General features: G+C 58.0%; 17 protein-coding genes. 8 read left to right on the top strand and 9 right to left on the bottom strand.

Features of this window, described 5'->3' with window-relative positions; all coding sequences use genetic code 11:
• Positions 1-30: 30 nt before the first annotated feature.
• Entirely contained in the window at positions 31-1,005 is a 975-nt protein-coding gene (locus AC0L2J_RS00785; RefSeq protein WP_473386546.1) for a GDP-L-fucose synthase family protein, read from the bottom strand.
• Positions 1,006-1,745: 740 nt separating this feature from the next.
• Between AC0L2J_RS00785 and AC0L2J_RS00780 the strand changes: the two genes are divergently transcribed.
• Both AC0L2J_RS00780 and AC0L2J_RS00775 read left to right on the top strand, forming a co-directional pair.
• Positions 1,746-4,712, top strand: coding sequence for an Ig-like domain-containing protein (locus tag AC0L2J_RS00780; RefSeq protein WP_473386543.1), 2,967 nt, complete (start codon positions 1,746-1,748; stop codon positions 4,710-4,712).
• A gap of 203 nt (positions 4,713-4,915) precedes the next feature.
• Positions 4,916-6,640, top strand: a complete 1,725-nt coding sequence (locus AC0L2J_RS00775) for a hypothetical protein (protein WP_473386541.1) — start codon at positions 4,916-4,918, stop codon at positions 6,638-6,640.
• 290 nt (positions 6,641-6,930) lie between these two features.
• On the opposite strand, the gene AC0L2J_RS00770 is transcribed toward AC0L2J_RS00775, so the two are convergent.
• Positions 6,931-7,266, bottom strand: coding sequence for a VanZ family protein (locus AC0L2J_RS00770; RefSeq protein ID WP_473386872.1), 336 nt, complete (start codon positions 7,264-7,266; stop codon positions 6,931-6,933).
• A gap of 268 nt (positions 7,267-7,534) precedes the next feature.
• Here AC0L2J_RS00770 and AC0L2J_RS00765 point away from each other — a divergent pair, with 268 nt between their 5' ends.
• From AC0L2J_RS00765 to AC0L2J_RS00745, 5 genes are all read left to right on the top strand, one after another.
• The gene (locus AC0L2J_RS00765; RefSeq protein WP_473386537.1) at positions 7,535-8,731 is read left to right on the top strand and encodes a polysaccharide biosynthesis/export family protein; all 1,197 of its coding nucleotides are present in this window, start codon (positions 7,535-7,537) and stop codon (positions 8,729-8,731) included.
• 47 nt (positions 8,732-8,778) lie between these two features.
• A complete protein-coding gene (locus AC0L2J_RS00760) occupies positions 8,779-10,173 on the top strand; it encodes an O-antigen ligase family protein (RefSeq protein ID WP_473386534.1) in 1,395 nt (464 codons plus the stop codon).
• 86 nt (positions 10,174-10,259) lie between these two features.
• Positions 10,260-10,892 (top strand): hypothetical protein, encoded by a 633-nt coding sequence (locus AC0L2J_RS00755; protein ID WP_473386532.1) that lies wholly within the window; start codon positions 10,260-10,262, stop codon positions 10,890-10,892.
• 114 nt (positions 10,893-11,006) lie between these two features.
• The gene (locus AC0L2J_RS00750) at positions 11,007-13,244 is read left to right on the top strand and encodes a polysaccharide biosynthesis tyrosine autokinase (RefSeq protein WP_473386530.1); all 2,238 of its coding nucleotides are present in this window, start codon (positions 11,007-11,009) and stop codon (positions 13,242-13,244) included.
• 4 nt (positions 13,245-13,248) lie between these two features.
• Complete coding sequence (locus AC0L2J_RS00745; RefSeq protein WP_473386528.1) at positions 13,249-14,007, top strand: hypothetical protein; 759 nt, start codon at positions 13,249-13,251, stop codon at positions 14,005-14,007.
• 107 nt (positions 14,008-14,114) lie between these two features.
• On the opposite strand, the gene AC0L2J_RS00740 is transcribed toward AC0L2J_RS00745, so the two are convergent.
• The 7 genes from AC0L2J_RS00740 to AC0L2J_RS00710 all read right to left on the bottom strand — a co-directional run bounded on the left by AC0L2J_RS00740 (position 14,115) and on the right by AC0L2J_RS00710 (position 22,345).
• Positions 14,115-15,446 (bottom strand): MATE family efflux transporter, encoded by a 1,332-nt coding sequence (locus tag AC0L2J_RS00740; protein WP_473386526.1) that lies wholly within the window; start codon positions 15,444-15,446, stop codon positions 14,115-14,117.
• A 37-nt stretch (positions 15,447-15,483) separates the two neighbouring features.
• Positions 15,484-16,155 carry an acyltransferase gene (locus tag AC0L2J_RS00735; protein WP_473386523.1) on the bottom strand — a complete coding sequence of 224 codons (672 nt, stop codon included), beginning with the start codon at positions 16,153-16,155 and terminating at the stop codon, positions 15,484-15,486.
• A 78-nt stretch (positions 16,156-16,233) separates the two neighbouring features.
• Entirely contained in the window at positions 16,234-16,986 is a 753-nt protein-coding gene (locus AC0L2J_RS00730; RefSeq protein WP_473386519.1) for a class I SAM-dependent methyltransferase, read from the bottom strand.
• A 33-nt stretch (positions 16,987-17,019) separates the two neighbouring features.
• The gene (locus AC0L2J_RS00725; RefSeq protein ID WP_473386516.1) at positions 17,020-18,354 is read right to left on the bottom strand and encodes an O-antigen ligase family protein; all 1,335 of its coding nucleotides are present in this window, start codon (positions 18,352-18,354) and stop codon (positions 17,020-17,022) included.
• A 2-nt stretch (positions 18,355-18,356) separates the two neighbouring features.
• The gene (locus AC0L2J_RS00720; protein ID WP_473386514.1) at positions 18,357-19,094 is read right to left on the bottom strand and encodes an FkbM family methyltransferase; all 738 of its coding nucleotides are present in this window, start codon (positions 19,092-19,094) and stop codon (positions 18,357-18,359) included.
• Positions 19,095-19,133: 39 nt separating this feature from the next.
• Positions 19,134-20,270 carry a glycosyltransferase family 4 protein gene (locus AC0L2J_RS00715; protein ID WP_473386511.1) on the bottom strand — a complete coding sequence of 379 codons (1,137 nt, stop codon included), beginning with the start codon at positions 20,268-20,270 and terminating at the stop codon, positions 19,134-19,136.
• Entirely contained in the window at positions 20,267-22,345 is a 2,079-nt protein-coding gene (locus tag AC0L2J_RS00710; RefSeq protein ID WP_473386509.1) for a right-handed parallel beta-helix repeat-containing protein, read from the bottom strand. The genes AC0L2J_RS00715 and AC0L2J_RS00710 overlap by 4 nt, the downstream gene beginning before the upstream one ends.
• A 536-nt stretch (positions 22,346-22,881) precedes the next feature.
• On the opposite strand from AC0L2J_RS00710, the gene AC0L2J_RS00705 reads away from it, so the two are divergent.
• Positions 22,882-23,148: a hypothetical protein gene (locus AC0L2J_RS00705; RefSeq protein ID WP_473386507.1), complete on the top strand. Its 267-nt coding sequence runs from the start codon at positions 22,882-22,884 to the stop codon at positions 23,146-23,148.
• Positions 23,149-23,153 lie beyond the last annotated feature (5 nt).

The following is a 23,153-nucleotide window of genomic DNA, read 5'->3' as shown; positions in this document are numbered from 1 at the left end:
AAATTGCGTCTAGAAAAAGCGTTGAAGTCGTCAGTTAGCCGAATTGACTTCCAGATGACGGCCGTAACCGTTCAGAAAATCTTCATACGCCCCCGTCAACCCCGTCAGCAGTGGCGTGTTCGGACGCCAGCCCAGCTGCCGAATCCGCGAACTGTCGAGCAGCTTGCGCGGCGTGCCATCCGGCTTGGAGGTATCGAAAACCAAGTTACCCTCATAACCCACGACCTTTGCCACCATGGCAGCAAAATCCGCGATAGAGACTTCGTCACCGCTACCGACGTTGATGGGCAGATCGCTCGAGTAGTTCTTCAGGAGGAAAACGCACGCGTCGGCGAAGTCGTCGACATTGAGAAACTCGCGAAGTGGGCTGCCCGTACCCCAGACCGACACTGTCGAGGCTCCGGAGAGCTTGGCCTCGTGGAAGCGGCGGATTAGCGCTGCCGGTACATGGCTATGGTCCGGATGATAATTGTCGCCGCGACCATACAGGTTTGTCGGCATGACCGAGATGAAATCGTCTCCATACTGCCGACGGTGGGCCTGGCAAATCTTGAGCCCGGCGATCTTGGCGATCGCGTACCATTCGTTGGTCGGCTCGAGCGGTCCCGTCAAAAGTTCGCTTTCGGCAATCGGCTGCTTGGCGTGCTTCGGGTAAATGCAGGACGAGCCGAGAAATAGCAGTCGTCCAACGCCGACCGCATGACTTGCGCGGATCACATTGAGTTCGACGGCCAGATTATCGCAGAGAAAATCGACGGGGAAATTGCTGTTGGCCGCAATGCCGCCGACCTTGGCAGCAGCATGGATCACGACATCCGGACGGCTTTCCTCCAGCCACCGCAAGGTCGGCTGCTCCTTCGAAAGATCGAGCTCGCTGCGATTGGCATGCAGGACAGTGCAGCCTTCAGAAGCAAGGCGGCGCATGATGGCTGATCCCACCATGCCGCGGTGGCCGGCGACGAAAACCCGTCTTCCAGCGAGGCCGTAAGTGAAAGCTCCCGTCATATGTAAACCTCTACCGCCTTGATCGCCTGACGACTGCTGGTTCGGTGCAGCCCTCGCCCGCGAAACAAGGCCAAATCTCGTCCTGTTGTTAAAATACTGTTTATCACGCAACGGCCCGGTTCAGCCGAGCAAACATATTAATAATGAAGATGTGCCCATCCTCACAAAGTGCCCTAAGCGCTTTCCCGCGTGGAACGTAACAGCTGATGATCGGACCTCATTTCGAGCGGAGGGAAACGGCCCGCGTTCACCTACCCAAGAGTACAGCAAATGCGGTTATATCCAACGAACTTCTGACCAAGGGAGTCCATTCCTATCCCGCTCACCTCTTCAGTCGAGAATTGTATCGCTGGGAGGCGGCCGGCCCGCGTAGCTGGCAACCAGGCGCGATGTAACGATCACGGATGATGCTCTTTTACCATCTTCATCGAATCGGGTCGACCGCCCGACGGGAGATATCTGTCGCGGACCACGTATCGAGACCACAAGTCCTCAGAAGCAACGGTCCGATACGGCACAGCTGCCCACCGTCACACCGCGACCTCCAAGGAGGAGCATCGCCCCCGCGTCCGACGCTCCCACTGCCCCCAGCGTCATGAGGCGGAAACCGCCAAACCTGCGATTTATAAGATTTTAGCAATTCGATCAGCCCCCCTTTAGTCACCGAAACAGGTCGAAGTCCCGCGTTAACGTCGGGAGGACGGAGGATGCAGTAGCAATTTCCCAGCAAGGAGAGCGCTATGTCGATCGATCCGAACAATCTCGCTAAAACGGCCACACTCACGTTTTCGGACGACTTCAACTCGCTCAACCTGTGGAATGGCACGAGCGGCACTTGGGATTCGACTTATTGGTGGGCGGCCAATAACGGAATCAGGATCGATGGCAACCAGGAGGTCAACTGGTACATCAATAGCAACTACGCGCCCACGAGTTCAGTGACACCCTGGACCGTGAAAGACGGTGTCCTCGATCTCCATGCCGGCGCTGCTGATCCCACGATCCAGCCCTATATCAACAATGCCCAGTACACGTCGGGCATGATCACGAGCTACCACTCCTTCTCGCAGCTCTACGGCTACTTCGAGATGAGCGCCCAGCTGCCGGCCGGCCAAGGCCTGTGGCCCGCATTTTGGTTGTTGCCTACCAACAGCGCAGTTTTCGGTACGGTGCCCGCGCAGGAGCTGGATATCATGGAGGCGATCGGCGACAACATCGCATACATGACGTCGCATAGTTCTGCGACCGGCAGCATGGAACTCGAGCGAGGCGGAATTTACCTGCCCTCGATGTCATCAGGATTCCACACCTACGGCCTGGATTGGGAGCCCGATACGATCACCTGGTATGTCGACGGGGCGAAGGCGTTCCAGATCGCCACACCGGACGACATGCACACTCCTATGTACATCCTCGCCAATTTGGCACTGTACGGGCCGGCCATCACCGATCCGAACTCGGCGGTAGGCGGAGACATGCTCGTCAACTATATTCGCGCCTACTCCTCCAAACCGCCATCCGTTCAGATCAACTCGTACACGCCCGACAGCAATGTCGCCGGCGACGGCATCACCAAGGCCAAACAAATTACGGTGGTCGGCTCGGCTGCCGTCGGCGCAACGGTCCAGGTGTTTGACGGCTCGTCCAAGCTCGGCATGGCGGTTGCCGACAGCACCGGAAAGTGGTCGTTCACAACGGGGAACCTCACTGACGGGATTCACTCGTTCGTAGCGAAGACAGCGGATCAGAACGGCAACATCGTCTCGGAGTCGAACGCACTTGCCGTGACCGTCGATACGACGGTGCCCACATCCCCCATCATTGCCTCATTTGCGCCCGACAGCGCAACCGTCGGCGATGGCATCACCAACCAGAATCAAGTCACGCTAAAGGGCAACGCCGAGGCTGGCAGCACGGTCCAGATCTTCGACGGATCGACGAAGATCGGCACCACGATTGCGAGCACGACCGGCAGCTGGTCGTTCGCGACGGCGGCCATGATGGAGGGCAACCACACGTTCACGGTCAAGGCCATGGACGGTGCCGGTAATGTAAGCTCCGCCTCCACCTCCCTCACGGTGACGGTTGACACGACGGCTCCCGTCAAGCCCGTCGTCGTCTCGTTCACGCCAGGTCAATCGACCGTTACTGGCACCGCCGAGGCCGGCGCGACCATCGCTCTCTACGACGGCACGACCCTGATCGGTTCCGGAAACGCCAAGAGCGATGGCAGCTGGAGCATCAACGTCGGATCACTTTCCGGAGACACCCACTCGTTCTCGGCCACCGCTACGGACGCAGGCGGCAACACAGGCGAGCGATCGAACGTGCTCGAGATCAGCAAGCTGATCGAAGGGGCGGGAAGCACGAACTTGAAGCAGGTCGGGACCAGCCTCCACTTTGTCACAGGCAGCACCGATGTCGTGTTCAAACTGGCGGGTGCCGCGATTACCACGAACCAGTTACCTAGCTACAAATTCATTGGCGCCGAGAAAACGACGACCGGCTACGATGTCGCCTGGAAAGCTATAGACACCGATCTTTATTCGGTCGCGGCTACCGATGCGAACGGCAACTTCCTGTCGATCCTCGCCGACTCGGTCTCCGGCTCAAGCGATGCACTGCGCTCGCTGGAGTCGGTGATGCATCAGGATTTGAACGTCGACGGGACGATCGGCCTGCCCATCAAGATCATTGAGGCGGCGGGCAGCACGACCCTGAAGCAGGTCGGAAGCAGCCTCCACTTTGTCACAGGCAGCAGCGATGTGGCGTTCAAACTGGGGGGCGCCGCGATCACCACGGATCAATTCCCAAGCTACAATTTCCTCGGCGCCGAGAAGACGGGGACCGGCTACGACGTCGCCTGGAAGGCTGTCGGAACCGGCCTTTATACGGTCGCAACCACCGATGCGAACGGTAACTTCCTGTCGATTTTTGCCGACTCGGTCTCCGGCTCAAGCGATGCACTGCGCTCGCTGGAGTTGACGATGCACCAGGACCTTAATGGCGACGGCGCGACCGGGCTTAGGGCTGTCAGCCTCGGTTTTTGTCCGGTGGATGGTACCGCCCCGAACGGCGACAGCCCGCACTATACGATTGAAGCCGGTGGCAGCCTCGAACTTGCTGGCACCGTATCGGCCTCGATTACGTTCCAGCAGAACACGGGCATGCTGATCTTGGATGAGGCCAGCAAGTTCACCGGAATAATCCTTGGTCTCTCGGGAAATGGCGACCCAACCGCCTCGGACATCCTCGACCTGAGGGACGTTGCCTATGGGTCTGGCACCTCGGTTTCGTACTCCGGAAATACATCAGGCGGCGTGTTAACAGTTACCGACGCGCAAAATCACTCTGCACATCTCAATCTGGTGGGCGACTATACGCACTCGACTTTCAATCTGTCCAGCGACGGACAAGGCGGAACGTTCGTCATCGATCCTCCCGCGAAGGATGTCGCTGCACCGGCGCCGGCGCCATCGCTTCAAGCCGCCAGCGTTGCAATTGGCCAGGCTGCAGATGGATTTCTCTTCCGTCCGTCCGTCGCCCACAGCGCAAGCACGTTTGATGGCGAAGTCCCGCTGCCGTCCAACGAGGTATTGCTTGAATGGCACGCGAATTCGACCGCGCAGGATGCGCATCTCTATATGCAGGCCATGGGGGATGCTGGCTACATTCACACCCACGACGCATTCATGTTGCACGCCTAGCGGACTCGCGACCAGCGGAGCGGCGGGGCGGTGAAGCATGCCGGCTGCACCGCAACGGATGCGCGATCGATGCAGAATGCGGAACGCATTTAGTTGCCCTGCGCGGCGCCGAACTTGCTCGGAGATAGCGCGTCTGCCAATATCTAGGGCTGCAGCGGGAACCTGAGATGATGCCTACACGCAGGGAGATTTTGAGTTCGGCCTTGTTCGCACTGCTTTGCAGCCAGTCCAAAGCCGCCGAGCAGAATCCTGCACCGCTTGCAGATCTGAACTTTCTGGATCGAACAGCATCGAAGCAGCACGCGCAGCTCCTTCGTGGCAATCTACGCTACGTGGACCACGAGGTGTTCGGGGATCCGGCCGGCATTGCGATCGAGGAAGCGGCCCTGAACGGGGTTGAGGATGCCGTTTTTTCCACTGAAGCTTTACTCCCCTCCGGATGGCAGGTAACGCCGATGGCCGGCAGGGACGTCACGTTCACCAAGATCAACGCAACGTCTGGCCGCCTGCAAGTGCGAGGAGAAGGCGCTGACCAGTTCTACGTCGAGATGGGGGGGAACCGGCACTTCGCCGTCAAGCGCGGACAACCGCTGACGGGATCCCTAGCCTTGCGGGTTGTAAGCGGCTACTTGGGCGAACTGGTCAAGGTGGAGCTATGCATCCTGCAATTGAAGCCGGACGGGTCGGCAGCCCCGCCGGTCGCTATCCCAATTCAGTTGATGCAGACCGACAAGCCGTGGTGGGAACAAGTTCGGGCGACAGTTGCTGCGGACGGTTTTGCGAGCCTTGCGCTGAGAGTGACGACGCAGGCGCGGTTCGACGTTACATTCGAATTCCATTCGCCGCAGCTGGAACAGCGTGCCTGGAGATCGACATTTTGCGCCACATCGCGCAGCGGCGACAAGGTCATGCTGATTGACGCTGACCGCTATTTATCACGCCTTGAGCGTTCCGTCCTTGTCACCGCCGACGCGCCGAGATTTGTGTCATCGGGATCGCTGTGGTGCGAATACGCCGACCCCGACAACTACGTCGAAATCCAGCAGCGCGAGCGGGTTTTCTGTGTGAAGGTTGTGAGCAAGGGTATCCCCAGCGAGGTTTCGCTCGGTATCGTGCCCCCGTTGATGCGGTTTACCGTTTGTCTGGTTCAAGGTGCAAAAGGACTCGCAGCGTCGCTCAATGGAAAGGCTCTCAAGACCATAGATTGTGAAATGCCAGTGGGACTGAATCTCGTCCGACTTGGCAGCGGTGTAGGTGGAAGCTGGAATTCGACCATCGTGAGATTGACGCTGTTCGCGGCGACGGTTTCAGACGGCGCCGGCTTGAGCCGCCCCGCCAAGGCCTTTTTCGACGACTTCGACCGTCCGGACTCGCCAGACCTCGGCGCATCGCCAACCGGGCAAATTATCCGAAGGACGGGCACCGTCGGCAGCGCGATATCGGAGCGGAAATGGGTTGCGACCGGCGGGGGAGTGAGCTTGTCGTATGCTGCCTATGGGATAGTCCGGCTCGACCGACCGCCACGGTACCTGGGGGCGGTTCTTGACTGGACCGCCGGATCACCAGGTGGCGGAGCGGCCCTGCTTGCCGCCACGGACGACGATCCCAGAAGATCCATCAATGCGCTCCACGCGGTCGTCACAGATCGAAAGGAGATCTTCCAGACTATGATCGCGTCGAAGGTCGAGGCGGCTTTGGCCCAGTTCGTCTATCCAGTTCCCATGGAGCGCGACAGCAGAACGCCTTACGGGGTCGCCTGTCTGATCAATTTCGAGGAAAAAGCGGTTGTCTACGTCGGTCCCCAAGGAGATCTGGCGCGCCACGTCCATCCTACCTATACTGAAAGAGCCGGTCAGTTTGCTGTTTTTGAACACTATTGGCAGCTAACGCAGTGCCGCCCGGAATTTCTCGCCGTCGCGGCGGGTTAAAAGTGGCCGATCGATGCTAAGAAGGGAGCGTGTCATGAGATATGGAGCTGCCATACTGACCCTGTTGTTGTTTGCCGTAGGTGGGGCGATGGCGCAAGGCGTGTCGCAAACCCCCACTCAAACCGTCACCCAGCAACGCCAGGGGGGAACCGCTGTGACTGGCGGACCGACCTCAGCGGTTAGAACCAATCAGGGCGTCAGCACCAGCACCGGCTTCAACAGCCCATTTGCGAGCCCCTTCGGAAGCTCCAGCAGCTCACAGTCGAAGGGTGGCTACGCCGGGAGCAGCTCTAGCCGGTGATTCTCTTCGGCAGGCCGAGGTATACAAGCTTTCCGATCCCAAGCCCGATACATCCGGCCAGCGCGTCGATCAGGAAATCGGATGTGCGCGCATGGCGCGTTGGCAGCGGTATCTGAGCGAGCTCGATCCCTAACGCGAAAAGAATCGCCAAAGGCCAGAGCGACCTGCTCACCGCCGGGAACGACAGCGCCGCGGCAAAACCGACAAGCGCAAAACACAGGAAATGCTCGATGTTGCGATCCAGGCCGGTCACCGGCCGGTCCGTGGCAGGCATTACGGTCAGGCACAGAATTCCAAGCACCACGGCGCCCGTGGCAACTCGCATCAAAAACACGGCTGAAAAAATCCTAAGTCATAAAAATGGCGGCCCGCTGGGCTCGTCCATGGCCGGAATTGGCCACTCATTCGCTCTCCCCGAGTAGAAATCCCCTGGGCAACCGGAGATACAGCGCACTGCCAGGAGCTCGTCCAGCTCAATAACGCATAATCAAGTCTCGCAGAATTGTTGCAAAACCGCAACTGCCGTCGTCCAAACTCTCACTAACCGGAGATTCACTTAGAGATTTCGCGAAGCCCGTGATAGTTCCGACCACATGGGGATTGAATTTAAAACCAAGTTCTTAGCTGGTGTTGCCCTTTGCGCCATGATTGCTCTGGCCGGGTGCAGTGCACTGCCGACTTCTGGTCCATCTGGCCAAGCTGTAAAAAGCGAGGCGCCGGTTGATGAAAACAGCCTTCCGTACGCCTTGGTGCGTGTCAATTCGGACGTCGTTTCCGTACTGGCACGCAATACAGGCAGGTTGACGGTTACGTATCCGGATCGTCAGCCCCCCCGTGAAATCAGGTTTGGCGTAGGCGACGTCGTCAGCGTCACGATCTTCGAAGCTGCCGCAGGCGGCCTGTTTATCCCGGCTGAAGCGGGTGTTCGGCCCGGCAACTTTATCGCACTGCCGAACCAGACGGTGGACCACAACGGCAATATTTCGGTTCCCTATGCCGGCGCCGTCCGGGCGCAGGGGCGGACGCCTGCCGAAGTCCAGCAAGCAATTGCGGATGCACTGAAGAATCGGGCTATCGAGCCGCAAGCTGTGGTGGCCCTCATTGACCAGCGGACGTCGCTCATCAGCGTGCTCGGCGAAGTGAACAATCCGGTTCGCTACCCTGCCAATGCTGCCGGCGAGCACCTGCTGGACGCGATCACGCGCGCCGGCGGCCCCAAGGGGCAAGGCTTCGACACCTGGGTCATGCTCGAGCGCAACGGCAAGCAGGCGACCGTGCCTTTCGGGGCGCTGGTATACGAGCCGTCCAACAATATCTGGGTCCATCCGAACGATACGGTCTACGTCTATCGTGAGCCGCAGACATTCGTGGCCTTTGGTGCAACAGGCCAGCAGGGTCAGTTCAATTTCGACGCCTGGCGGATTTCGGTGGCCGAGGCCGTGGGCAAGGCGGGCGGCCTGAACGATACGCTGGCTGATCCAGGCGCGATCTTCCTCTACCGCGGCGAGCGGCGAGAGGTTGCCGCCATGCTGGGCATCGATGTGAGCCGCTTCACGACCCCGATCATTCCAATCGTGTACAATTTCAACATGCGGGATCCGTCGACCTATTTCCTGGCGACGAGAGTGCTGATCCGGAACAAGGACGTTTTGTACACGTCGAACGCTCCAGCGGTCGAATCGGCCAAGCTGATGACTTACATCAGGCTAGTCACCGCCACGGTCAACGATCCGATCGTTGCAGCCTACAATGCTGCGGCCCTTCGGAACCTAGTCGTAACGGCTCCCTGATCCGCGTGCGGCGCGATAGGCGATACGTCGTCGTCTTGAAGACGGCGATGGTTGCCCTCAAGCCGCGGCAGCCCTCCGATGTGTTTGCCGCATTGTTGTTCACGGTCGTGGCGATCATGCCCTTCCCGTTCGCATCGGTGTCCTCCGTCGCCATTTCCCTTTGGTGCGGTCTCGTAGGCATAGCGGTGGTCGGGCTCGCCCTGCGACCGCCGGCTATAGCTTCACCGCTGTTTCTTGCAGCCACAATTGTCACGATCGTCGCAAGCTATGCAGCCACCCTTTATCTGCAGGTGGTAAGTCGGGCACCATCAGATCCCTTGGTCCATCCGATCTGGGCCCAGGCCAGCCAGATCTTGGGAACGCCCCTTGAGGCCAGCGCGTCTATCGCTATGGGGCAGCCTTATCTCGCGATCGGCACCCCACTACTCAACCTGCTGCTGTTCACGGGTGGCTACATGTGCGGTGCCGACGAGACGCTCTCGCGCCGCCTATTGCGCACGATCGCCTGGGCGGGCGGGCTCTATGGCGTTTACGCGATTTGCTCCTATGCGCTCGAGCCCAATTTGGTGCTGTGGCAGGAGAAGATCGCCTATGCCGGCAATCTCACCGGGACGTTCACGAACCGCAATGCCGCGGCGGTCTATTTCGGGTCGATCGCCATTGCATGGCTGTTGCTCATGCTTCGGCGCCTCAATCTCCGTAAGAAGCGTCGATCTGGCAAACGCCGGCCCTCTACAGTTCACGTCAGTTGGCACAACCTGGCGCTCCCGTGCACCTTTTTTGGCCTTTCCCTCCTGGCACTGGTTCTAACTGGCTCCCGGGCGGGGGTGGCGTGCAGCTTTGCCGGATTGCTCGTAGCCTTTGCGTTGAGCTTCAGATCGGAAATGTCGCCCCAGCTTCGCAAATGGCTCGCCTTCGGCGCTGCCCTCGTGGTCATTTTGGCAGTCTATCAAAGCTTCGATAGTGGTCTGGGCGAGCGGCTGGAAACGGAAGGCGCGGCCGGCGGCGGCCGCGCCAATGTCCTTGCCTCGGTTCTGCGGATGATCTCAGACTTTCCATGGCTCGGAACCGGCCTGGGTTCATTCCGCTGGAGCTTCGCCGCCTACCGAAGCAACCAGATTTCAGGCTGGGGCGTGTGGGACAGGGCCCATAACGTCTCCCTTGAGATCGCGGCGGAAGGCGGCTTGGTGCTGGCCGGCATTTTGGTCCTGGCGTGGGTCGGAGCGATGGCCATCTTGCTCCGCGCCTGCCTCGACCCCAAGCGCTCCCGTACGCTCCCGCGTGCCGCCCTTGCCATATCAACGGTCGCCGTCCTGCACTCCCTCATTGATTTCTCCCTGCAAATACCCGCTTATGCAGGTACTGTAATCGTTCTTCTTGGTGCTGCCCTAGCCCAGACGCAAAGGCCGGTAGCAGACCACGGGCAGTTAACTTTGAAATGAACCAAAGTCCGGAAAGCCTCGACAGACATGGATGTCTGCGGCACTATCTGGTTAACATTTCATGCATTTTTCGAGAGGTTCAGGTTATGTCCCAAGACACTTTCAAGCGAAAACTCAGCGGTGTCGCAGCATCGACGATCCTCGCGATGTGCGTAACCGCTCAGTTAGCAACACCAGCGTCGGCCCAGCGCTCGCCTCAGGCCACGGCTCAATTCCTAGGCAACCCGGCGGACCTTCTTTCCAAGTCCCCCACCGGTGGCGCCGAGCTTGTCAGTTCTATACGTGACCTGGTCTCAGGGGACGCTGCCACGCTTCAGCCGATCATCAATTTGATCTCGAATGCCAACAAGGACCAGAAAGCGGCAATCGGCGCTGGCTTGGCGCAGGCTGCCAAGATCGTCGTCCGGACCAATCCCGCTCTTGCTACCGAGATTCAGCAGGCGATCCTCAACACCAAGGACCAGGACGTGGTGCTTGCCTTCGCTGCCGGCGCCGGCGATCGGCCGATTGGAGCTAGCGGCGGTGGCGGCGGCGGTGGTGCCGGCGGAGGTCAGACTAACCCGCTCCAGTTCGGCGCCGGCGGCGGTGGCGGTGCTCAAGCGATCGGCGGAAACGGCACCAATACCAGCCCGTTCACTTATACATCGGGCGTCACCGGGTTGGGAAATACGTTCACGAACAACACTTCCGGTACCGTTTCGAGTTCGGTAAGCCCGTAACAGCAATGCTGGCGAAATCTGTCATTTGAAACACATGCTGGCGCAGGCCGGCATGTGCTATTGCGTGAGCAAACAGGCGGCCGTCGCGGGTCGCCGCATCACAATGATTCCCAAATGCTCCAGCTCCTGAAGCCTGAGGAACATGAGATCGACCGTGCGGACTTTGTGTCGCCCGATCAGATGTTCGCAGCTGTCCTCGCTTTCGTCCGCCGCCAGTACCCGGTCTTTTTGATTGCGACGCTGACCACCCTCGCCTTGGGGGCCGCTTATCTCATGGTGGTCCGCTCGACCTACACCGCGCAGGCGACGATCATCATCGACACAAGAAAGCTTCAGCCCTATTCGTCCCAAAACTCCCTGTTCACCGAAGTTCCCGTTGACTCGCCCGCGGTGGATAGTCAGCTCGAGTTGATCAAGTCCGACAACATTGCGCGATCGGTGCTTCGCGACCTGCATCTGGCGCAAGAGCCCGAATTCTCTCGTTACGGCGGAGGTTTTGTCGGCAATCTCCTATATTATTTCTACCAACTGTTCGAACCCGGGGATGAGTCTCAGGATGAGCTCGAGCGGCGCGCGCTCCGCGAATTCTCGACGAACCTCTCTGCAAAGCGCGTTGGCGTCACCTATGTGATCGAGATAGCGTATCGCTCCGCCTTGCCGGGACGGGCCGCCCAAGTGGCCAATGCCGTCGCCGAGGCGTACATCAACGATCAACTCGACGCCAAGTACCAGTCGGCCCGCCGCGCGGGCGACTGGCTTTCCAGCCGTATCCAGGAGCTCAAGCAGCAGGCGCTCTCTGCCGACCGGTCGATCGTCGATTTCAAGAGCAAGAACAACATTGTCGATGCCGGCGGACGGTCGATTTCCGAACAGCAGGTCGCCGAGCTCAACAGCCAGATCCTCGCTGCACGGACGGTCACCACAGACGCGCGCGCACGCCTCGATCGCATTGAACAGGTTATGAAGTCGGACGTTCGCGACGCGACCGTGACGGATACGCTGCGAAGCGAAGTCGTGAGCAAGTTGAGATCCCAATATCTGGAGATCGCCAATCGGGAGGCTGACCTTTCTACAAGGTACGGGTCGAGCCATCTGGCGGCAGTCAACCTGCGTAACCAGATGCGCGAAATAGCCAAGTCGATCGCGGCGGAGCTCGGTCGCCTTGCCGAGACCTACAAGAGCGACTACGAGATCGCCAAACAACGCGAAGATGAAGCACAACGCGCGCTCGACGCCGCCGTCGCCCGATCTCAAATCGGCGGACAGGCTCAAGTTCAACTGAAGGAACTCGAGAGCAACTCCCAGACCTACCGCTCGATGTATGAGACGTTCCTGCAACGCTACACGGAATCGATCCAGCAGCAGTCGTTCCCGATCACGGAGGCGCGGATCATTTCGAGCGCCGGCCGGCCGTCCAAGCGCAGCAGTCCAAAGACCATTCTCGTTCTGTCGATCTCGTGTGCGGGCGGTCTGATGCTGGGCTTCGGCATCAGCCTCATGCGGGACCTGTCCGATCGCGTGGTGCGTACCAGCGACCAGGTGGAGCGCTTGCTGGCAACCGACTGCCTCGCGACTCTTCCCGTGCTTCCAGCGCCCGCTATAAAGCCCCACGATGCTCCGCCGTCACCCCACGAGATGCGGGCAGATGCCGGAGCTTTCTGGGCCGTGGTCCATTCGCCGTTCTCCAGATACGCCGAGGGACTCCGGTCGATAAAGTCCGCCATAGACCTCAACAGCCGGGTACGCACCGGCCGCGTTGTAGGCCTGTCCTCAGCACTTCCCGGAGAGGGTAAATCGACCACTGCCGCGGGCCTTGCGCTGCTCAGCGCCCAGTCCGGGCATAAGGTGATTTTGATCGACGCGGACCTTCGGAATCCATCACTAACCAAATTGATGGCTCCAAACGCAGCCGCCGGTCTCGTCGACCTTGTCACGGGGCAGCGCAGCTTCGAGGATGTCGTTCTTCGGGAAAGTACCACCGGTCTGGATTTCCTGCCCACCGTGATCCACGCGCCGATCGCGCACACCAGCGAGATCCTTGCATCCGAAGGTATGCGGGCGCTTATCGAGCGCCTTAGCAGCACATATGACTATGTCGTCGTCGACCTCTCCCCGCTGGCGCCGGTGATCGATGTTCGCTCGACCGGACATTTCATTCCGACGTATCTCCTGGTCCTCGAGTGGGGAAAGACTAATATTGACGTTCTGGAACGTGCATTGGCGAATGCCCGGCCGGTTCGAGAAAATCTGCTTGGCGTGATCATGAACAAGGCCGACACGAACCTATTGAAGCGATATGAAGGATACGGGACCAGCTACTACTACGATCCCAAGTACTCGCAGCCGGGCTAGTTGGTTGAGGCAGGGCGATTTCCCGGGCGCGGTTGCAGCCGGTATCACCCGTCTCCTTGCGGCCGTGCTGGGGCTGGGTGCGCTCGCGTGGTCGGCTTCTACGCTGCAGACATTTTGGCGACAGCTTCCGTTAGAGCAATTCTCGAATCGCATTACCGGCGGGGAAACCTTCCCGCTCGACCGATTGGAAGTGAAACTCCGGCTTTATCGCGAGACTGGTAGGTTGGTCCGCTGCAATGCCACCGCGGCCCACGATACGGCTGTTGTAGAACTGGCGATTGTCCGCGGGCAGTTCGACGCGTCATCGGGAACGGACGCCGCTCTTGAGCGCAGCAGAGACATCGTCGTGGAAGCACTGTCGTGCTTACCCTCGGATCCGTATCTATGGTTTTCGTTGTTTCAGATCGAAAGCCTTCGCATGGGTCTCCGGCAGGAATACCTCCGTTACCTCGATATGTCGTACCAGGTCGGACCCAACGAGGGTTGGCTCGCAATTCCGAGAAATCGCGCAGCGTTTGCGATCTTTCCGGCTCTTTCGGAAACACTTCAGTCCAGGGTGATAGACGAATTTTGCTTGCTGCTGCGAAGCGAGCTTTACGCGGAGGCGATCGAGATATTCCTCGGCGCTGCCCGACCTCACCAAGCTCAACTGGTTAAGCGGATGAATACGGTTCCAACCAAGAACCGGCAGCTATTTGCAGTCCAGCTTGCGCGCAAGGGAGTCGATCCTCACATTCCGGGAACATCTGTTGTCGTTCGTTGAGAGGCGATGCGTTTGCCATGGCGTGTCATGGCATCACCCGCTCGATGACAATTTCGGAAGACTTCGACGGGCACCTATAGCGCGCTATCTGTGCAGAATTGGCATTGTCAGATCGTTGTGGAAGGTCTCGTTCGCCCTACCAACTGAATCGCGAAAGCCCCTCTGAGCACGGAGTGGTTCCAAACGTATCTGATCATGATAGCGAGACCCATGCTCATGACAGTATCCATGGCAAGCAGGACGCCCCCCTGCCCCCAAACGTTGAAAAATACGCAAGCAATCGGCACATAGACGAGCGATTGCCATACCTGCAGTCTCGCAGCTTCCCTGATATTGGACGTACCAATGAGTAAAGCGCAGAGAAAGAACTGCAAAGCGCTCAGAACAATTAGCAACGATGCTCCCGTCAGAAACAGACGGTCCAGTTCAATCGTCGTACGTAGCCAGATTGACAACGCCAAATTACCGAATAGCCAGAAGATTGCTCCCGCCAGACAAGATCCAGCCAGCAGTATGGCCCCACTGAGTCGCACGATCCACACGGCCGATAACTCGTCCCGCATCTTGAGCTTTGTCGCGACTATGTTTGACAACGGATACGTAAATGCAATGACCAGTCCCCCGTAGGACTGCATCAACCGCATGAATATCCCAAGCTCTATGACGGCATCGGGCCCCGCGATGAAACCGAAGAGTCCGGTTGCGAGTTGATACAGGATTCCTATACCGAGGCTGATAACTGTAAAATCAAGCGAGCTCAGCAGTAAGCGGCGAGCAATCCGCGGTTTCCACCTCCAGTCGCTTGAAAACAAACCTCGATTCCGGCGCACAACGTCTAGCGCATGAAAAACTGAACCTAATAGAAAACCGAGACTCAAAATAACAGCAGCGAAGGCGATCGATGGATGGGCCGGAAATACAAAGATCAACAAAACGAACGACAGTACATAACTCGCCAGTTGGAAAAGATAAAGTCGGTGCAACTGATGGTGCCCTGCGTCAATTCCCTCAAAGATCGAAAGGAAGAACCATAGAGCCAAGCCGAAGAATACGACTAGGATCGTAACAATAAACTCGCTGCAGTTTGTGAGAATCGTCTCATTGAGCGGCACCAGCCACATGAAAATCATCAAGGCAACTGCTGCAGCACTAAACAGCATGATGTTGAGAATTGCTGAGAGCGCCGTAGCGAGCGACACGGTCTCGGTCTTAAAGGCACTCGCATTCCTTCGAGTTCGAGCGACGGTATTTGCAATCACTCGGCCCATGCCAACATTGGCAAATCCGATCCAGGAACTGACGCTCAAAATGACGAGCAGCAGACCGAACCGCGACGGCCCCAGCTTGTCGAGAACCATCGGAGTGCCCGCCAGATTCAACAGAATTGCGAGCAGCCTAGCGAGCCATCCCGCAACGGTGGAGAACAGGATCGCCTTCATATCAGACCGAGCAAGGCTAGCAATCCGATTACTCCAATCAATGGATAATTGCGTTCGTACGGGAGAAGAACTTGGCAGTCTCCGGCACTTTGCGGACGTGAACCGCAGGATTGCCCGCGATGAGAGAATAGGATTCCGGCTTTACATGACCGACGACGGAACCGGCGCTCACCAGGCAATAGCTCGGAATCTTGACCCCCTTCGTGATAAGCGAACCAGATCCCACCATTGTATAATCGCCGACAATGATCGGTGTGCAAGTTTGCCTACACGACAGCGGCTCGATGCCATGCGTTATCAATTGCGAACGAACTCCCGCAAGTCCGCTGTACATACCGAGTTCAACTCGATCGGAGCAATCGATATAGTGCTGGTGTGCAATCAGACTCGCATGCTTCATCAGCAACTCTGATCGGCGTCCCGGGTTCTTCTTAAAGAACGGAGAGTTCAGCTTCCGGGAAAGCCCGGTAATCCAGTTGAAATTGCCAATAATCGCATCCTCATGCATTTCCAGGCGGTCGAGGCGTCCGACGTAGTTGAAGTGACCAAGCAAAGCTCCCTTTGCCAAAGTAACCTCATCAGCAAGGACAATCGACAAGCCAATGCGAGAATTTGCGTCAATCGAAAAACCAAAAAGAGCATTCAAGGCCCAATGACGAATTGACCACGGCACGAAAAACAACAGAATTTGAATGCCTGCCTTTAACATTTCAATGCGCTCCAGTAACGATAAAAACCGCGTCGGCCCACAACGACGACCCCAGATCTCGACGAATGGACATCGTCATCACTCAGTATGGGGCAGCAAACTCAGGGCACCGGCATCCCATACAGCGAGTATTCGCCCGCCCGAAACCCCATCGTCCCGGAGTTGGAGTTTCGGAGCGGGAAGACCAAATGGAGACCGCATGAGGTTGATTCTCCGAAAATCCCCGTCTCGAATATCGGAATTGAACCACATCGAACTATCGCTGGTGAGCAAGACGTACTTGAAGCCGGCGGACTTTATATTGTTGAGGAGCGCAAGAGAATTCTTGAACGAAAGGTGAAAAAGAACTTCACGGCATATCGCTACGTCACCCCAGCGTTCGAGGGGCTGCTTCGCTGCATCCATACAAACAAAGCGCCTCTTTGAATTGCCGTATACCTCGTTGTGAGAAGCGATCAACGACGGGACGATGTCGATGCCGAGGTAGTCGAACTGGCCGGTAACGCGAGCCATCCAGTTAAAATCGCCACAGCCTATATCAACTAGCCTGGTGCATTCGACATCTCGCAAAAACTGTGAGAGCTGATGGGTCAGTGATTCGGTTGCCATCGGCGAAGAGCCCAAGCCTGAGAGACTCGCCTGCTGTGCATTTTCGATCCAGACTCCGTTCACATAGATGTCTGAAAATACCTTATCTAGTTGAGCTTCTCGCATGTGGCTCGTGTTACGACCACGCACGCGCCTCGAAACATTGATGATTTCGTCCGCCCCAAAGCGAAACAGTACGTGGCGAACAATTTCCTTGCAGGACTGAAAATGATCTAGCGGCATATGAAAGAATCCGACGTTGAACCGCGCTGACGACTAAGAGATATCAGCCACAGGCTGTAGTGATGGCTGCCCTTGCGGCAACCTCGCATGACGCAGTGAAGTCGACATGTACCGCCGCCTTATCGAGGGCGTGTACGATAGAAAGAGCATGAAGAAGAAAGACCCTATAAAGCCGATATTGAAATTGTCCGGCTCAAACCACTGGATCAGCAGCGTGGTGGCGACCGCCAACCCGCAAAGCAAAGCCCTGCGATCATTGTGCTTCGTGCCAATCCAGACCAGATATAGTCCTCGGCCGGCAACAACGAGCAGCAAGAGGCCACCAAGCAAGAGGCCAAAGTCCATGAAGTAAGATAGGATGCCACTGTGGACTGCATGCAGATTGTAGCGGCTGGAACGGAAGCCATATCCGAAGAACACATACTCGTCGATTGCCCCGAAGAACGCATTCCACGACTCGGTCCGACCGGTGAATCCCGAAAGAACTCCTCGATCTGGGTCGAAAAGCGCCAGATCATTCGTGACCTTGTCAATCAGCCGGTCAGTGTCGGTAAAGAAGGGCAAGATCAAAAGTGCGACTGGGAGAATCATTAGGCAAGTTGCGAGCATGCGAACGTTGGTAATCTGCTGCGCGCGACTGAAGAGTGCTCGGTAATTCGCAAAGGCGAGATACCCAAGGTAAAACAAGAGCGTACCTATCATGATGGTTCGCGCACTAACTATGTAAGTTGCGGCGAAGCAGATCAGAAATACAGGCAGGCTCACTCGTTTAACTACTAGAGAGTGGATCACCAACGCAATATAGGCATATCGAGCATAGTGATTGGGGTGGATGAGACCGACCCATCGATACTCGTGAAATCCTTGAACAACCGCGGCGGCGCTGAGGGATGCGGCCAGCGCCAAAAATGCCATCGCGAGCGCGTCATCCGCGCTCTGCGCTGGCGCCTGCCAAAAGCAGAGACAGAGCAGGAATGCACCCAGCGTGACGACATATTGGACGATTTGCCCTGATGACTCGATATATTCGGCTGCAGCCACTGACGCGAGAACGATCAGGCCGGAATAAACCAGGAGGAAGATCAGAATCGGCTGCGATCGGCGGACCGCCACGTACACACCGTGACGGGCAAACACCAACAAGCCCAGCAAGAGCGCGGGGACTGCAACGAATAAGCTCCCCCCCCCAACATCAGCCTGAGTGACAATGCCGCTCCGCAAATCCATGAGTTGGGCCGCCGTTCCCTTGATGCCGGGATAGCAGATTGCGACGACATAGAAGCTGAAGCCGAGCCCCGCCGCGTTGAGTAGGCCTCCCCTAGCGAGGTTGCGCAGGATCGCGAGATTCTCTGTGAGGAAAACGGGCAATCTCATCGCGGGTCGGCCCCGGACGGGGCTGTCTTGAGGAAAAGAAAATCCGCCTGCACCGGGCCATGTCGCGGATCAACATACTGGTTATAGACTCCTCCCAGCTGAAATCCATGTTCCTCGGCCCAACGCGAGATGTCGCCGAACAACGGCTGGCCATCATAAAGCTGTATGAACGAGCATTCGATATACAGGGCCTCGAATTGGTTAATGAGGTCGGCAGAGCCTTGCAGCACGTCGAGTTCGCCCCCCTGAACGTCCACCTTCAGGAGAGCCGGCCCCCGGATGGCTCCCGCCTCGAGACAATCCGACAGCCGGCAAACGGCAATCTCGTCCATTCGGGCGGTCTGCCCTCCGAATATATCGCTTTGGGCCGATCCCGGCTTCAGGAGCGACGAAGAATCGTCACGGCTCGTCACGTAAATGCTGGCTCGCCCGGCAGTCGGGCCGATGGCGCAGGGAAAGAGCCGGACCCTGTCATCCCGGCCGAGCGCTTTGGTGAAGCGGGCGGCCGGCTCCGAGAGAGGCTCGAAGGAGTAGATTTGCGCCTGCGGAAACAGGCGCCGGGCCATGACCGCGAACTGCCCCCTGTTCGCGCCGACATCCACGACCGTCTGAAAGGAAAGGCGCGACAGCGCCTCCATGTGCTCGATGGCGGGAGCTATCCGCATGCTCAATAACCGCCACAGCGACGGACGAAGCGCGCAAAACGCGCCCTTCTGCATGGTGATCAATTGCATATCGCGGAATTCCTCTTCCTCAGGCGCACGACCCGGAACTCAACCATAGGCCTGTCGGTATCGCTCGGACGTGGCTTGGACGTCGAAGGTTGCGCGGCTATAGCGAAGGGCTCCCTCGCTGAGCCCGGACCACGCCTCCGGACCCATCGCGTGAATCGCCTGGAGCTTCTCGACGAAGGAGTTCGGCTCCGAAAGCGAGAGTGCCCAGCCCGCGTTGCTCGCCGCGACGTCTGTCCAGGGGCTCCTGTCGCTGACCAGCACGGGCAGCCCGAGCGTCAGTGCCTCGACGATCGAATGGCCAAAATTCTCGCCCAGCGTCGGATGCAGGAGGACATCATATTCCGCAAGCTGTGCGAACAGTTCGTCCTTGGGCAGGTTTCCCTTGAACGTGACGTCGCATTGTCCGGTTCCGGCTCGCACCATCTCAACGCATTGTTGCGCATAAGCGCCGTCATCAACCTCGCCGAAGATATCGAGCGAGGACGCAACGATGAGGCGGCGCACGACGTCGAGCGCAAAGGTGACGTTCTTCTGCATCGTGACGCGACCAACCATCGCCATCCTGAGCCGCCCCGGCTGCTTCTCTCTTCTTGTCAGCCAAAGCGCATTGTCCTCGACGAACTGCGAAACCACCAGCACGTTTTGTGGACGAAGGTGATTGCGGCGAATATCGTGCTCCTCCGCCGGAGAGCCCGCCAGATGAACGACCCCGCGATATAGGCCGATCAGATCGGCCAGCCGGCAAAACAGACGTTTCTTCGTGGCAGACGCCGACATGATCACATCCATGAAGATGCCGTGCGGCGTATGAAAGACGCGCTTGTCCCCCAGAAGTCCCAGGCGGCTCAGGATGAGCGTGGGGATCGCAACCAGCGGGTCGAAGGCACACTGAATGTCGACGACGTGGAAGTCTTCCCTGACGCGATCGAAGAGAATGCGCAATCCGGCGATCCCCGTCGGAATATATTCTACTGTGGCAGCCCCTATCCGCTCACGATGAAGCGGCGTTTCGAACATGGGGACGCCGCTGGTGAAGTCGTAGTTGAGTGTCACCAGATGAAAATCATAATCTTTCGACATGTTGTGCATGAGGTTGCGGATCGCTGTGGCGGGTCCGAGATGCGACAACGACGGAAAAAAAGACCGATAAACGATCAGAACACGTTTCTTGGTCATTTGAACTCGGACAGCGTTGCAAGGCGATCCCCTGGCAGCTGGGCTCCAGCCCGATCCGGTGCACACAATTGAATGTGCCCAGTCAAGCCATGACGATCGAGTTCAGACGAAACGAGTGCAAGAGTCTCGCCGAATTGCGACGGCGCAATCCAGTTGCGCATGCGCTCGAGAAGCTGGAGGCTACCCCGGTACACGACAGCAGTATTATTCCGGACCTCGGCCGTGGGAATATTGCCGTCGAAGGCCGTGATGACCCCAGCGCCCATGAACTTGTTTCCTTCGATCAGGTTTCTTTCGGGCCGGAGAAGGTCCGAACCTTTGTAGCCGGCGAGTTCGGGATAACGGCTCGCCCAAGGCTCCTTATCGATGGGCAAGCTGTACAAATTCCGAACGCTGAGCCCACCTGGAACCTGCATATGATCGTTCCGCCATACCTGCCACCACGATGCATATCCCAATGCGGCGCTCCAAATCGATGGCGAACTTAGAATGAAAAGGTTTGATAGTAACTTGTTATCCTTACCGCCATTCATCAGTATCCCGTATGGGATGCCCACGAAGACGTTTTCGGTGACGAGATTCCCGCTCGAAAACTCGTCAAGGTAAATTCCCCTTGCGTCTTTGAAGTATTGTCCGCCCGTCCCAAGCAGTATGTTTCGGCGAATGATGGTGCCCTGGCTGGTGAAGTCGCGCGCGCTGTAGATGAAACCGGAATCGCCCGCTTCGGTGAGAAGCTGGGCCATGAGGTTGTCCTCAATAACGTGATCGTTCCCGGAATAGAGGATTCCGAACTGCGGTCCGTTGAAGATGACGCTTCGGCGGACGCTCATTCCGACGCCGTCCATTTGCACTGCCGGCGAAAAGGTACGGTAGATGAGGGAGAAGTCCTGGATGCTGCTATCCTCGATCGAGATACGCCCCGGCGTCAGGCTCGCGCGATCGCCGCCGGACAGCCATGCCCCTCGTCCACCGACGCCGCGAATGCTGGTATGATCGATCCGGCAGTCATTCGAGTTCGCATAGGTAATTCCATCGGCTCCCGCCAATTGGAGGATGATGTTCGAGAAATTGATCGCCGAACTGTCGCGCACTGTAACGGCGGTCCCGATTGCGAGTTCGAAGACGATGTCCCGAACGGTCAGATTTCGAGATCCTGAAACCGTGAGCAAGGTGTCAAGCACGGGCACCTCGAGCGTCTCGATCGGGTCCTCGGAGCAGAAATTCAGCGTCCTCGCCGAGGCATCGTAAAAGAACGAGTTGCACTGGGCAAAGGTCGCCACGTTGTAGAAGAACACCCTTTCCGGTGGCTTGCCGTCCGCCCTTAACCTGTGCCGGTCCGTCTGCACTCCCCTCGAATCGACGGCGAGAGCCCGTGCGTTCACGAAGAGATAGGAATCAGTGAGATATCCACCGAACCATAGGTCGGGGGAGCGCCGCACTCCGTCCGGCAGGTCGGCGAACGACATGATCGCGGCAGAACTCACAGGACCGTCCACGATCTCGACCACTGGCAGGAAGCCGCTATTGGGCCACCTCGTCGATCGCAGCACCTTCTTGCCATTGGCCCGGATCATCAACTGCCTCGGCGACACGCTCGCCAGCTTCCGAAGCAGTTTCTGCGCCACATCGCCGGGCAAATCGGAAAACGGCAACTTGTATTCGTAGCGCCCATCCCCGGAGCGCGACGGCTTCAGATATTTCTGTACGAAGGCTGCGCCTGATATTCTCGTGCCACCGACGACGCCAGTGATGATGACGCGAGAACCTGCGGGCTGTTCGAGACCTGAGATGACTAGGGGCTGGTCCAGGATCTGAGCTTCGGCGGGCAGATTGATCTTGTACGTCACCGGGCTGGTGCGTTGTTTCTCATCCTTTCGTACGATCTCGATTGCTTCAGAAAGTGAGCCGGTCTTGATCGCAGCTTCCTGACCTGGATCATTTGTGCGGGCGCCCGCAACGTTAATGGTGACATCATCCGCCCTGCATCCGCTCGTCAGGACCGCCAGCACCAATGCCATGAGCGGCCTCGTAAAGCCCAGAGGGACGCGGCGGAACGGCATCACGGCAGAATTCATTTTTGGATACTCCAATCGAGGGTATAAAGTCTTGCTGACCCTATCAGAGTCAGCATCCAGCTAATCGCCCTCTTGGAGAAAACCAGTTGGTCCTGAAGAAGCCGGGTAGCCAAACGTGCCTCGCGTTCTGCGTAGCGGCGCAGTTTCTCGTCACTCCGAATGCCCAGGCCCAAATGCAGCGTTCCGGCGTTGGAGCCACGTTTGGAGTCGCCCCTCCGCCATCAGACGATCTCTCATCCCGCCGACACCGCAGCCCGACCGGCGCGATCTGCCTCAGGCTGTCCGCCGCATCTCGCGCCCTTCCCAACAACGACCGCCTGTTCAACCATTGGATCTACGCCGAAAACACCTGCAGCGATCGCATCAGGGTGCAGGTATGCTATTATGGAACGCGTAGCTGCATCGACATGGACCTTGGCGGCCGCGAGCGGAAAGAAGCCATCTTGGGAACCCTACCATCGACGAAGGATTTTCGGTATGAGTATTCGGAGCGCTTCTAGATATTGATGCTGGACAGGATGAATAAGGAGACGCGGATGTTTAAGTCGACAATTGCCGGAGCCGTGCTGATTATGTCCGCAGGGGCGGCCGTCGCAGCGGATTACTCCGTTATTCCGCAGCCGCAGAACGTGGCGCCACGCCGCGCATTGCTCGACGTATGCCACGTCGAGCGATGCGGCCCCCGGGGCTGCCGGGTCGTCAATCTCTGCCGCTGCCCGGATCGCTATGCCTGCTACGGGTTGTACGACGCGTACCGCCCGTATGGCGGCACGGCCTTCCTCAGCGTCTACACTGAATACTGATCTCT

The organism is Bradyrhizobium sp. MV1.5, assembly GCF_055807615.1.
This window is presented reverse-complemented; position numbering and strand designations above follow the sequence as displayed.